Origin of the sequence: Flavobacterium sp. HJJ (genome assembly GCF_015351475.1) — a bacterium.
In the GTDB taxonomy this organism is placed as follows: domain Bacteria; phylum Bacteroidota; class Bacteroidia; order Flavobacteriales; family Flavobacteriaceae; genus Flavobacterium; species Flavobacterium marginilacus.
This window is the reverse complement of sequence record NZ_JADKPR010000016.1, coordinates 115,846-129,131: the sequence shown is the minus strand read 5'-3', so window position 1 is coordinate 129,131 and position 13,286 is coordinate 115,846. Positions and strand designations below refer to the sequence as shown.

The 13,286-nt window shown below is 29.1% G+C and carries 10 protein-coding genes; all 10 read right to left on the bottom strand.

Annotated features, from left to right (window positions below):
• The coding region (locus tag IRZ80_RS13700; protein WP_194642134.1) for an IS4 family transposase at nucleotides 1-765 on the bottom strand (765 nt) is incomplete at its 3' end.
• A 108-nt stretch (nucleotides 766-873) separates the two neighbouring features.
• The gene (locus IRZ80_RS13695; protein WP_228520909.1) at nucleotides 874-1,731 is read right to left on the bottom strand and encodes a T9SS type A sorting domain-containing protein; all 858 of its coding nucleotides are present in this window, start codon (nucleotides 1,729-1,731) and stop codon (nucleotides 874-876) included.
• 144 nt (nucleotides 1,732-1,875) lie between these two features.
• On the bottom strand, nucleotides 1,876-3,171 hold the full coding sequence (locus IRZ80_RS13690) for an HlyD family secretion protein (RefSeq protein ID WP_194642133.1): 1,296 nt from the start codon (nucleotides 3,169-3,171) through the stop codon (nucleotides 1,876-1,878).
• Between the two features lie 3 nt (nucleotides 3,172-3,174).
• The gene (locus tag IRZ80_RS13685) at nucleotides 3,175-5,367 is read right to left on the bottom strand and encodes a peptidase domain-containing ABC transporter (RefSeq protein WP_194642132.1); all 2,193 of its coding nucleotides are present in this window, start codon (nucleotides 5,365-5,367) and stop codon (nucleotides 3,175-3,177) included.
• A 2-nt stretch (nucleotides 5,368-5,369) separates the two neighbouring features.
• The gene (locus IRZ80_RS13680) at nucleotides 5,370-6,587 is read right to left on the bottom strand and encodes a DUF6625 family protein (protein ID WP_194642131.1); all 1,218 of its coding nucleotides are present in this window, start codon (nucleotides 6,585-6,587) and stop codon (nucleotides 5,370-5,372) included.
• Between the two features lie 25 nt (nucleotides 6,588-6,612).
• Complete coding sequence (locus IRZ80_RS13675) at nucleotides 6,613-7,527, bottom strand: thiopeptide-type bacteriocin biosynthesis protein (protein WP_194642130.1); 915 nt, start codon at nucleotides 7,525-7,527, stop codon at nucleotides 6,613-6,615.
• The gene (locus IRZ80_RS13670; protein WP_194642129.1) at nucleotides 7,520-9,757 is read right to left on the bottom strand and encodes a lantibiotic dehydratase family protein; all 2,238 of its coding nucleotides are present in this window, start codon (nucleotides 9,755-9,757) and stop codon (nucleotides 7,520-7,522) included. Before IRZ80_RS13670 ends, IRZ80_RS13675 begins: the two co-directional genes overlap by 8 nt.
• A gap of 11 nt (nucleotides 9,758-9,768) precedes the next feature.
• Nucleotides 9,769-10,992 (bottom strand): lanthionine synthetase LanC family protein, encoded by a 1,224-nt coding sequence (locus IRZ80_RS13665; protein WP_194642128.1) that lies wholly within the window; start codon nucleotides 10,990-10,992, stop codon nucleotides 9,769-9,771.
• A 73-nt stretch (nucleotides 10,993-11,065) separates the two neighbouring features.
• Nucleotides 11,066-11,287: a hypothetical protein gene (locus IRZ80_RS13660; RefSeq protein WP_194642127.1), complete on the bottom strand. Its 222-nt coding sequence runs from the start codon at nucleotides 11,285-11,287 to the stop codon at nucleotides 11,066-11,068.
• A gap of 310 nt (nucleotides 11,288-11,597) precedes the next feature.
• Entirely contained in the window at nucleotides 11,598-13,244 is a 1,647-nt protein-coding gene (locus IRZ80_RS13655) for a S41 family peptidase (protein WP_194642126.1), read from the bottom strand.
• Between the last annotated feature and the right edge of the window lie 42 nt (nucleotides 13,245-13,286).

Here is a 13,286-nt window from a genome sequence, read left to right as displayed (position 1 = left end):
AATTTCGTCCTTGATGATATCTTGATCGTCCTCGGAAGGCAAGTCCAATTCCTGAATCGATTCGTACAAGGTATTTGTTTTAATCCGGGTCACAAAAACGTTTTCGGCTTGAATACGATGTAGCATCAATGCAAAATCAAAATAAGCCCTATCCTCTACCACTATTGTTCCCTTTGAGAAAACCAATTGCCCAATGCCATATCTGTCGTGTGTTTTAGCTTGGGTTATATTTACCAAATCTGGAATTTGTAAGTTATCATCCCAACAAGTGTGTGTTTTCAAACCTCCTTTTGCTGTCCGAAACTTGGCCCAGTCAAACATATTCAAACACAGACTGATTGTGGTACTGTCAATCAATTTTACGTTTTGGTCTTTAATTTCATTGATAATATTACGTTGAGACTCGCTTTTCAGAACTCTTTGATAATGTGATAAAAGCTTGTAATATAAGGACTCAAACACTTTCCAATCACGCTTTTTATTGCCATCGCTCATAGTGGATCGTGCTGGACTTTGACTCAGTCCTAAATCTCCAATAAAAACCTCGCTGACCCCGATTCCTGTCGAAATATCATTCAAAGTGTAGCATTTATTAAGCTGTCCGTAAGTTAGTGCAACGAATTGGTCGTAAGTCTTGTATTTACTACATCCTTTGTCTGACTTGTGCTTTTTTGTACAATTTTCAATCATCCATCGAGGCACTAAGTCGATAATTTGCCGAATTACAGGTTTTTTGATATTTTTGTTTCGTCTGAAGAGTCCCATAAAGTATTATTTGTTTCGCAAAATCAAAAATACGGGATTCTCAGGCTTTTTTTATTTTAGACTTTCGGATAGTAATGATTTTTTTTGTAATAATTATTCATTTTTAATTCAATTAACTGATTTTATAACTTTAATAGATTCTGTTTTCACATCAGTTTTGATGTTAACTATATAAATACCCTCAGAATATTTACTTAAATCAACAGGTCCCGTTCTACTGGTGATTGTAAAGTTTTGCAGTGTACGACCTGAAATATCAACCACAGTAGCAGTCCCTTTTTTAAAATCATGACCAATAATTATGTTTGTATAGTCTCTTACCGGGTTAGGGATTACTTCAATACTGGATTTTACTTTCTCAACTTTGGTTTTGTCTTTTAGTTTTACAATCGAGAAATCATTACTCCCAATATTGGAGTTTTTATCTTTCGAGGAAGTCGAGTCTGAAGTACCGGCCATTAAATTACCACCATCGCAGGTTTCCTCTAACTTTCTAAGGATATCCTCTCCCGTGCTGCCAAGGGTTTTATTCCAAAGTTCTTCTCCTTTATCATCTTCTACCTTAAGCACTATATAATCATTAATCCCGTCTTTTTCCATGTTGATTCCTGCTTTGCCTGCCAGATCTGTAACCAAAGATCTTTTGCTTTCTTTTTTAGCATGTCCTCCTATCAAATAACTTTTATCACTATTGACTACAAGGGAAGTCAGAATGTCTGTTTTCCCAAAATCATATGTTTTACTCCAGAGAATCCCGCCTTCAGAATCTAGTTTTAAAACCCAAAAATCAGTTCCATTACTCACAATACCGCCCAAAGGAGTTAATGCATTTCGGCTGTTGGAATTTCCTCCCAAAACATACCCCTCATCACTTTTCTGATGAATTACATATGGCTGGTCATCCCCTTCTGCACCATATATTTGAAAAAAGGCTCCGATTATAAAAACCGAAGCCTTACTTTTCAACTTACACACTTTATGGGACAGTGTCTCTTATTTATATGGCAGATGCGACAGAATCCTAATTTGAAACCCTACCTAAATAGTCCTTAACATTCCCTTTTTATTATTAGCTTATCTATAACAATGTCACTTTTTTTCATTATAATTTTAAACTTGTTCAAATATGCTTTTGAATTGATATAAGATTCTTTCAATTAATCGAAGATCTTCCGTTACAATTTCAGCGCTTCCTTTCATTTCTTGTTGAAACACAATCTTTTTATTGTAAGAAGTCCGTAAGTCATTTGGAAGTGCAACATCTATCAAAAGATTCCCATCTTTATCTGGAATCAAAGAAATATTCTGAATTGTACCTTTTAAAACACCAAATTCACGATCAGGAAAATTAGCCAACCTAATATTAACCCGTTGCCCTACTTTTATTTTTCCTGAATTTTGTGCTAGTGCTTTTGCTTTTCCAACAAATCCGTTTTTAGCATCTGGTATGACCGAAAAAACATTATCACTTGAATTTATAGTTTGATTTTCATTCCAAACCTGCAAAAAAGTGACTGTTCCGCTTATTGAAGATTTTAAGACATAAGCCAGCTCCCAGTCTTTTATCACTTTTTTAAGCTGATAGAATGATTGTGCAACACTTCTTCCTAGGTTAACCTCTTCTTTGGTGCTGTTTACCTGAGAATTCTGACTCGATTTTGTATTATCTATCAAAGTGGATTTCAATTGAGAAATCGATGACAATAAGCTCTTATAATTCTTTTGCGCCTGAAGAAAACCTAATCTCTTGGTTTCCATTTCTTGCGCAGAAACAATCCCTTTATTGAATAAAACTTCAAATCTGATAATTTCATTTTTTTGCAATTCTATTTCGCTTTGGTTAATTCCTTTTTGCTGCTGCAAAATATCAAGCCTTTCTTTCAACAGAATCTTTTCTGCACTTTGTGCTCTACTTTCTATTTCAAAAGGATGAAGATTTTGATTTAATTCCTGAGCCTGATAATCTTTTTGAAAAACAGCATAAGCACTTTCAATTTCACCTAATTGAATATTTTTAAGCTTCGAAAAAGAAAAAGTTATTCCCGGATCATTTATATTGTAATTGTCAATAATACTTTTCAATAAAAATACATCTTTATAATTAGCAGTATTTTCTATAATTGCAAGTGCAGTGTTTTTAGAAACAATTGTTTTATTTTTAACCAAAATGGCTTCAATTCGCCCTGAGGATTTGGCTACAATTTTCTCTGGCGGAATATTAGTTGTAATTATAATTTCAGTATTTACTACATCAGGAAATTTTATAAACCAAGAAACAAAAAAAAGCATCACAATAATTACAAAAATCATAATTGTTCCCCATCGAATCATCCAATGCGGAACTTTAGTGAGAATGTCTTGAATTTCTTCACTTCTTAATTCAAATGCAGTAATTTCTTTATCCATGATTTAATTCCCTAATTGCAATTGATTTTTAACCAACTCAAAATAATTCCCTTTTTGATTTACAAGAGCTGAATGATTTCCTATTTCTATAATTTTTCCTTTATCTAAAACTACAATCTGATCTGCATTCATAACGGTGCTTAATCGATGCGCAATAACAACTACTGTTTTATTTTTGAAAAAGATGTCCAGTTTCCTCATAATCTCCCTTTCATTATTGGCGTCTAATGCTGAAGTAGCTTCGTCAAAAAATAAAATTTCGGGATTTTTATACACTGCTCTAGCGATAAGCATACGCTGTTTTTGTCCTGCACTCATTCCAGTTCCTTCTGCACCAATTTTTGTATTATATCCAAGAGGAAGTTCGCTAATATATTCTTTAATATTTGCCACATCCGCAGCATAAACTAACCTTTCTTTGTTAACGATATCAACTCCAATAGCAATGTTATTTGCAATGGTATCACTGAAAATAAAACCCTCCTGCATTACAGCTCCAATATTGGATCGCCAAGCTTTTTGTGAAATATTTTTAAACTGTGTATTCCTAATTGTTATTTCTCCTTTATCTGGCTCATAAAATTTCAGGAGCAACTTCATTAGAGTTGTTTTTCCGCTTCCACTAACGCCAACTATTGCGGTTACTTTATTAGCCGGAATAATCAAATTTAAATTATCCAAAACCGGAATATCAGCTCCTAGATAGCGATAACTAAGGTTTTTTATTTCAATATCTGAATCGTATGGAACGTCGTTTGTCTGATAGATTTCCTGATCTGTTTCATCTTCTTTTTCATGAATTTCAGATAATCTTGCCAATGATATTTTGGCATCTTGCAATTCAAATACAAAACCAATAAGTTGTAAGATCGGGCCATTTAAACTTCCGACAATTGAACTGATTGCTAACATCATACCAAGTGTGATTGAACCATCGATAACTAACTTTGCAGAAAGAAAAACAATAAAAATATTTTTTAATTCGTTGATTACAGAAGAACCAATAGTTTGCGTTTGTTCTAAAACCAATCCTTTTATCGAAACTCTAAAAAGTCTTGCCTGTATATATTCCCAACCCCAGCGTTTTTGTTTCTCAGCATTGTGGAGTTTTATTTCCTGCATTCCGTTTATCAATTCCATTACTTTGCTTTGTTCATTAGAAACTTCAGTAAAACGCTTGTAATCTAAAACTTCTCTTCTTTTTAAGAACAAGGTTATCCAACCAAAATAAAGAAAACTTCCTGTAAAAAATACAAAGAATATCTGAAGATTATAGTATGCCAAAACAGCTCCCATAATTAACATATTAATCACTGAGAATAAAACATTTAAAGACGAAGTTGTCAGGACTTTTTCGATTCTGCGATGATCATTAATTCGTTGCATGATATCACCCGTCATTCGAACATCAAAAAATGAAATTGGTAGATTCATTAATTTGCAAAAGAAATCTGAGATAAGTGAAATGTTTATTCGGGTAGAAAGATGAAGTAATATCCAACTTCTAATTAACTCTAAACCAGTTCTTCCAGCAAATAGAAATAACTGAGCAAAAAGAATTAAGTAAATAAAATGAATGTTTTGATTTTGTATTCCAACGTCAACAATACTTTGTGTTAAAAACGGAAAAATAAGTTGCAGTAAACTACTTGCCAATAGCCCTATACTTAATTGTATCAAAAATGATTTATATCTCAGAACATAATGTGATAACAAGCCGAATCCTAGTCCCTTATTTTCTTCTTTATCAAATTCAGATTGAAAAAATTTAAATGTTGGCTCTAACAATAATGCAATTCCTTCTTTTGTCGATTCATCAGCATTATTGCCAATCCAAAATTTAATAAAATCTTTTTTATTATATTCAATTAAACCAATAGCTGGATCAGAGATAAAATACACATCCTTTTTTATTTTATAAAGTACTACATAATGTACTTTATTCCAATGTAGAATAGATGGCAAAGGTGTCTCGCCAATTTTTTTTATATCAAGTTTAGCATTTAATGTTCTAAAACCAATTTTCTCTGCTGCTTCACTCAACATTAATAAGTTGCTACCTTCTCGGGTCGTCTCAGAATAATCTCTTAAATCCTGTATTTTAAATGTTTTACCGTAAAAACTAGTGATAATTTTTAAACAAGCTGGTCCGCAATCTTTGAATTCAGTTTGCTTATAGAAAGGAAATTTTTTCAAAGTTAATAATGATTTTCTATTTTATTATATAAATTACTAAAACCAAACTCAGTTATACATTTAAATTTGTTATATGATGAATTAGTTTTATCATCTAATCTAAAAATATGTGGCAATCCGCTTAAGCAAAAATAATTTTTACTAAAAAACAAACTAAATATTGGATATTTATTTTCTGTACTAAAACTCATAAAATTTGAACCATCTATTTCTTTGCTCACTATAAAAGGTTTTTTATTTAGATAATAGTAATATTTTCCTTCTTGTAGTTCATAAAATTTTCTTTTAATAATTTTTGTCGATATATAAATATCAATAACTTTTCCTTGTTTCCATAAAAAGAAAAAAATGTTATCTTTATAAAACGCCTTTAATCTTAAAAGCATTGAATTATTATCTCTAAAATTAAATTTGTCAATATAGAAAACATCAGGAATTATATCCCAAATCATTTTTTTATTTGAAAAAATATTGCCTTTATAGTTAAGCAAATGATAAAGTATAATTTCAAATTTATCATCATATGAAAAAATTCCTTTATCCCATTTCAAACGTCCAGGAGTTCCTTCACACATGATAAAATCGAAATGACATTTTAAATTTCCAACTTTCTCCTCACTTAATATAACATGCTGCATACTAACTATTTCACAATCGATTGAAAAAATATCATACTTATCAATTATTGAGGCTTGTTCAAAATTAGCTTCATCAAAACAATAGTTCTTTTTGGATGTAAAAATCATTTTGTAATCAGCACTTTTTTTAAATAGTAAATTAATTTTTGTATTGTTTTTAAAAAGCATACAACATGCCGTTATAAAATCATGTCTTATGCAAATTATCTCATTATTATCCAGCAATTCATCAGTCATAAATTCTCTAATTCGCCCATAAACTACATCTATATCAGTTATGCCCCAAAAATCATAACCGTCTAAATATTCTGAAAATAATTCTCCATATGCAGGCTTAAAATCACAAAGTTTGTAAGGATTTTCAATATTAACATTAAATCCCAGTTTCTTTGAAGCTAATATATTAAAATCTGCTAATGTAAAAGGTATTAAATGAACATTAAAAGGTATTTTGTCTTCTATAATATTATCTGTAAATATAAAAAAATCTATCGTTGGGTTAAATTCACATGATTTTATAAATAAATTGAAAAACCAAGGGAATTTTCCTATGTAACAATTAATTAATACAATTTTTTTCATTAAATATAAAATTTTGATAATTTTATCACATGTTTAACTCATGAATTTTTTTATTATTTTCAATATTATCAATTGCTTTTTTAGACTTATAATACCTAAATAAAAAATCATAAATCACCATTTCATGCATTCGGTTTTTTGATTTGAATAGCCTAACCATAGACATATGGATATAACTACTTAGTAAATTATTCAGGCTTATTTCAAGAGTCTTAGATTCTTCATAACTTAAAATTGTATCTATTGTCTCTTTTGAATTTTCATTAAAGCAATTTATATAGTAATTAATATCTTCAAATTGTTCAATTTCTTTTCCATTTGAGTTTAAGATGTTTTCAATTTTATACCTATATTTCCGGTATTTTAAATCTAATTGTTTGTTTAGATCTTTAGTAGCACCAAATTCAAAAGCCATGGACGTTTTTAGGAATTCTAATAATTGAAACTTCTGATAATTACTGTATTTAAAATTTGTTAATAGATTGTCTATTTCTCGCAATGAGAAAATCCAACGTAATTCTTCATCATTTTCTAAAATCATTAGGATATTTAGGATTAACGAGCTATTTAAAAAGAAAATATTTTCTGAAAGTTCAATTGTGTTTTTTCCATATCTTTCTAATTCTCTCTGATAAGTATCAGTAGTAACTTTCCAAATTAAATCTTGTTTTAATAACTCTTTAAATACTGGCCCTAAAATTGTAATAACTTCATTTATTTTATTAACTTCATTACAATAAAAGCGTAGCCTTAGATGGGGTTGAGGGTCTGCATAACGTATAAAAAACCATTTATCAATTATTTTCTTTTTAAGTAAAAATTCCACAAGGGGTTTTATTGATGAAATCAAAATTATATCAGCAGTTTTTGAACCGGTATAAATTTTATAATAGAGCCATTTATCTCCAGTTACAAATGTTTTTTGTACCGTTCTATTCATTTTTCAAGCGTTCTTTATTAAAAAATGAGACAACTATTTGATTTGTATAATACTCACTTGGATCAGTGCCTCTCACTATTCCATCATCAGTAAATAAAAATTCTTTAATTTTAAATACATTTCTATTTTTCACGGTGTTTAAAAACATTTTAATTGATATTACATTTTCTAAATTGATTAATAATTCATTATCGCTATCGACAAGTAACACCTTTTGTGGAATTTTATTTTTGTTTCGCCATAAAGAAATATTAAATAATAAATCTGAATCTTCATAACCAAAAAAGCTTTTAATCTCTTCTTTATTTATATTCCAAGTAGCTTCCGATAATATTAAATCGCAGTATTCAATTCTTGGAATAAAACTATATTCATTTGCAAATGGCCCAAGATCAAATCCAATTGAAGCTCGTTTGTTTTGATTCTGCATATCAGATAAAAAATGATATATTGGCAATGAATTTCCAGAATAATTATGAGCATTCGATAATCGTGGAATTACTTCCATATTATGTCGGTTAGATCTAAGAATAATTTTTTGATTTTTGACTGATATTAATAAATCTTCTATCTCCAGTTGCTTTTCTCTAACTAGGGTTGAATTTGCTAAATATGGAATTTCGAAATCTCTCAAATTCGGCCTCATTAAGATATTACCAACTCTAGATTCTGGTAAATGATTAATTTCAGCTAAAATTTTATCACTATTCATTTTTTTTTCTAAATCAACTATTCTTTCTGTAAATTTTTTTAATGCCAAATCTCCATGACAAAAGCGTCCCAAAAGATTAGCTGAACTTGAACCCCCAGCACCACTAATTACAATTTTCCTTTGGCCTTTAATTTTTACAATCTCAACAATAGTTGAAATGGTGTCAGGTAAATCCTTCCAATCTTCACTTAGAAATTCAAAATCATTTTCTGTTATTGTAATAATGTAATCTCCATTTATAAAGGAATCTATTAGCTTTTTTTGAAAAAATGAATAAGTTTGTGACCATTTAATCTCCCTTGCCATATTTTTATTTTCAGTACTAGGAAATATTAAATCATCTATTAAAGGATTAATATCCAAACCTTCTTGATTTTGTTTGTATCCAATGCCTATTTCTACATCTAATGCTTTTGATAGAGAAATTTCGCTTTCTTCATAACGTTCATTGAAAGCGTTTTTAAAAGTACTCAGATTATCATTTTTGGGTACTAACGTTAATTTATTAAATATTGACAACCCTTTTTTAATAGAATTTATTATAGTTTTATCAAGTACATTACTTTCTGGTTTTAAAATAACATCCGTTTGAAATAAATATTTAATATCAAATTGAGTCTCTATTTTTTTTAAATTTTCACCAATTTCCATATATTTTTCTACATCAGAGCCTACTTTTTGATCAATTATTGACAATTTATATTCAACATCTTTTAAGATTTTTTTTTCAAAATCAATCCCCTGTACTTTATATAACACCTTTTTAATTTGATCTAAAAACTCAGGACCAGAAACAGAAGGCTCTAGCTCACTAATTAGAACTTGATTCTCAATTAATTCTTCCACAAAATCTAAAACTGCCTCTTTAGAATTTTCTTCATCTATTAATAACTGAACAATATCATGTTTTAAAATTCCATTTACCGACGCCTTTAGAACCTTTTCTAAATATATTGAATTCTCGATTGCAATTATTTCATGCTCTCTTATACCCTCAACATATCTATATTCTACATATCGAAATTGTTTCCCCATCTTATATAAGCTAGAATTCGGAAAAAACTTAATTTGTTCTTGTAAAATATTATTTTTCACAAAATCTTGTGACAAAGCAACTAGATAATTCATATCTAATCTGGTATGTCTATTATTGTTTTTAGCATCATTTAGAGAGATTTCTGAATATTCACCAAATTTCCCCATTGCGCATCCTGCGAATAGCCCAAAAGGGGTGCATCTTGATGACATTCTTGAAAAATACTTCAAAAATGAAATTTTTAGCTTCTCAATTTTCTTTAAATCAGTCACTTCATCATTTACCCATTTTTTCAACTCTTCATATAAAATTGGAGTTGCTAAAAAAATTGCTTCATTGATAAACTTTTCTTTGAATAGACTTTTAAAAACTTCGTCTGAAATATCTTTACCTTGAGTGATATTTTTGTAAAAACTATAAGAAATTAATGGTGCTCTTAATACATACTCAGGAAAAGCTTCGTACGGGTTATTTATTTTCATGTCTTAGATAACTAATTTAATAAAAATAAAGAGTCCCAATCATTATCTTTTTCTTCAAGTAAATAATCAATTAGAACCATTCCGATTCCTATTACACCATCTAACATGCCTATTGAATCTACAAAATAACCATTTCCATTAAACTTTTTGAAACCGGCAATACCATCATTTTTACAGCTAAGTTCGAGAATGTCATTTATGAGATTTTCATATAATTCATAAAATTTTTTATCTGTGGAGATTATTGACCATTTTTTATGTAAATAAGCAATACCAGATAATCCATGACAAAAACCTGCATCATAAAAAGGTGTTGCAAACATTTTCTCTATCGTATTTCGTTCCATATTTCGAAATGCCAAACGGAATGCAATATTTTTTATATTATTATCATTCAATATAAGTGATGCTTTGTAAAGACCTAAAGATATAGTTTGGTCACCATAACACCAACCTAAAGACACATTATAATCACCTGTATTTTTATTGACTGCAATACTAGGATAAGCAGATAAATTATTTTTATCATTGTTTTCAAATTCCAATAAACAAGAAACACTTTTTTTTAAAGCTTCGAATACAAGATTATTATCTTTAAATTGAGCCAAAAAATCAGAAAATATCAAAATATACGAAATATGCCCATGTGCTAATCCGCAATTAGTTCGTTGAGTAGAGTTATCAATATCAATCACATTCTTAACCTTATTTGTTTTTTCTACTTCTTTGATTACAATAGTAGACAAAAGCTCAAAAAAGACAGTAACCTTATTTTTGAGTTCTGGATTCTTATTATTTTTTAACCTTTCATTTAGATAAAATGCCGCTCCAAAAGCTCCGTGCAAGAAATCTAATTCCTCAATGCCCTTAGTGTTTTTTAAGGCAAATTCAACAATACATTGATCGATAAACTCCAATGATTCCTCTATTTCAAAATTAACTTCGTTTGTTAAAATTTCTTTATTCTTTATAAAATTGAGCATATAACCGATTCCAGTAAGACCATCACAATAGGTCAAGCTATAATCACCAGTATTTAATAAGTTTGTTATGTTTTCTATTACTACATGTATTTTATCTCGATATTCTTCTTTATTGGTTAATTTATACAATAAAAAATAAAATATGGGAAGTCCTCCCATACCTTGAAATAATGATATATCACTTATATCCTTTTGCCTTTCAGAAATCTCCTTTTCTATTTGTATTATCTTTTTATGAATCTCATCTTTCATAATAAAAATATAATTATTTAAAGTTATTGATAAAAGGGTAATGGTTTAGATTACCCTTTTAATTTAAAAATTGCTACAAAGTACAAGTAGCATAAGTATTAGGTCTAGTAGTGTTACATGCAATATCGTTCGGATTTTGTGTAGAACATTCAAACGAATTTCCACCCCCAGTACACCATGTACATGTAAAATTGTGTATAGTACTTCCGCCACTTCCGCCGCCGCCGTAACCACCTTTAATTGCCTGTGCTTGAGATTTTGTCAAGCGAGAAATGTTCATTTTGTTTAACTTCATTGTTTAAATATTTAAGGATTAATAATACATTTTTACAATTCATTATCTTTATAATTCTTTTAAATTAAAGTTACAACTATCTATATTTTATAAAACCTTGAGTGCAATAATTTAAATCAATTCACAAAAAAATCATTTGAAGTCCCTATAAAATATTTCTTCAAAATGCAGTAAAGAATCTATATTTCTTTCATTTTCATCTGTGATTATTTTTTCACTATAAATGAACAATTAATTCCAAAAGTTTCTTTAAAGTATTTTATTTGAAATGAGGTGTTTAATAAATTAAAACTTAGTTGTTACTCATATTTTATTGATTCATCGTACATAATTCTAAAGCTTTGTTTAATATCTCATCCTGTTTCTGTTTGATCCCTTCAATGGTTTGTTCAATTTTATAGTCTATTTTTATTCCTTTCCTTTGCGTCTGTTCGCCATCAGGATAATAAACGCCAATACCAGATATTAGTGACGAATAGTAACCTAAAAACTCAATTTTACTTACATTACCATCAGCGCCTGCAGTCTGATTACCAACTGTTATTGCGTTCGGTGAACTTTGTAATAGCATAGTTACGTATTCACCACGGCTTTGAGTTTTTTCATTTACTAATATTATTACCTTTCCTTTGTAATAATTTTGATTTTCTTTGCCAAATTCTTGCAAATTGGACCAATAAAACTTTCCTGGATACATTAAATCTGGTAAGATTTCTCTATTGAAAGCTTTTTTATTCTTATAAAGAAAATTAGCAATTCTATAAGGTATTATTCCAGGATAATCTCGAAGATCAAAAATGATTGCTTTGGTATTGGAAAGTGCTTTAGTCAATTCATCAATATCCTCATGTTGCATTGATGCAAAATTTACATACCCAATGTTGTTCTGTAAAATTTTAAATTTTGTCTTTTCCGAAGATTCTTTAAATGTATCTTCAAAAGAGTATCTTCCTATAATTCTCTCAGTAGTAATACCATCTCTACTCAAAAGTACTTTAACCTCCTTTGTATTACCGTTTATAAGAGTGTAATATGTGTCTCTTTGTTTTCCTTTCGTATTTGAGGCAGATATATATTTATAGCGGTCTGATAAAATTTCTGGCACTGTTTTATCATCAATTTTTTCAATTACATCACCAATATGTAAATCATTTATTTTACACAGAGAATCATTAAAAAAACCATTTATTACAGCATTATTATTTATAATCTTTAAAGAAGCAGGGAAAAAATTTTCCCCAAAAAAAGCAACTGTATATTTGGTTTTAAATATTCCGTGACTATCGTCAATTTTGACTACAGTTTCTAACATTACAAGATGATATTCTTTGGGGTCTTTAGCATTATAAAATTTAGGAATCATTTCCAATAGTACTGCATTCCAGTTTTCATCTGTTAGGTATTTATAAGGATAGAAATATTCAATTATATTCCAAAATTTGAATAAACCCAACAATCTAAAATCGGAATCAGGATATTCAGCATTACTATATCTTTTTTCGTTTGTAATACTTATATTCCCAACCTTTTCTACATCAACGTAATAGGGTTTTCCTTGAAATCTATTTTGTTCAATAGTTTTAAGTTTTGTTGCAAGCTCAACCGAAAAAACCAAAGGATCTTGAGTCCAGCCTAAATCAAAGTTTTTATCAAAGTATTCTTTACTGGAAGTTTGGCTACATTTTTTACATTCTTTAATTACACCTAAGTTTTCAATCCAGTTAATGTAAACTTTAGATAAATCTTCTTTATTAACGGCCTTCCTTACCTCAGGTAAAATTTTAATCAATTGCATATCCCAATCCAACTTTCCCGAAGCAACATTTGGGTGATAATATTTTAAAAATCCCCATATTTTACAAGTTGCAGCAAGTTTTTGATTTTCAAAATTTTCTTGCGAATATGAACTTGTAAAAATGAAAATGAAAATGAAAATGAAAATATTTTTTTTATTCATTAAGTATTGATTTTAAGGTTTTCACCAATTACTATTTAAAAC

Bases quoted from the DNA above. Each gene is read 5' to 3' on its own strand.
- IRZ80_RS13655 (WP_194642126.1), bottom strand. From the start codon at position 13,244: ATGAATAAAAAAAATATTTTCATTTTCATTTTCATTTTCATTTTTACA.
- IRZ80_RS13680 (WP_194642131.1), bottom strand. From the start codon at position 6,587: ATGAAAAAAATTGTATTAATTAATTGTTACATAGGAAAATTCCCTTGG.
- IRZ80_RS13690 (WP_194642133.1), bottom strand. From the start codon at position 3,171: ATGGATAAAGAAATTACTGCATTTGAATTAAGAAGTGAAGAAATTCAA.
- IRZ80_RS13675 (WP_194642130.1), bottom strand. From the start codon at position 7,527: ATGAATAGAACGGTACAAAAAACATTTGTAACTGGAGATAAATGGCTC.
- IRZ80_RS13660 (WP_194642127.1), bottom strand. From the start codon at position 11,287: ATGAAGTTAAACAAAATGAACATTTCTCGCTTGACAAAATCTCAAGCA.
- IRZ80_RS13665 (WP_194642128.1), bottom strand. From the start codon at position 10,992: ATGAAAGATGAGATTCATAAAAAGATAATACAAATAGAAAAGGAGATT.
- IRZ80_RS13670 (WP_194642129.1), bottom strand. From the start codon at position 9,757: ATGAAAATAAATAACCCGTACGAAGCTTTTCCTGAGTATGTATTAAGA.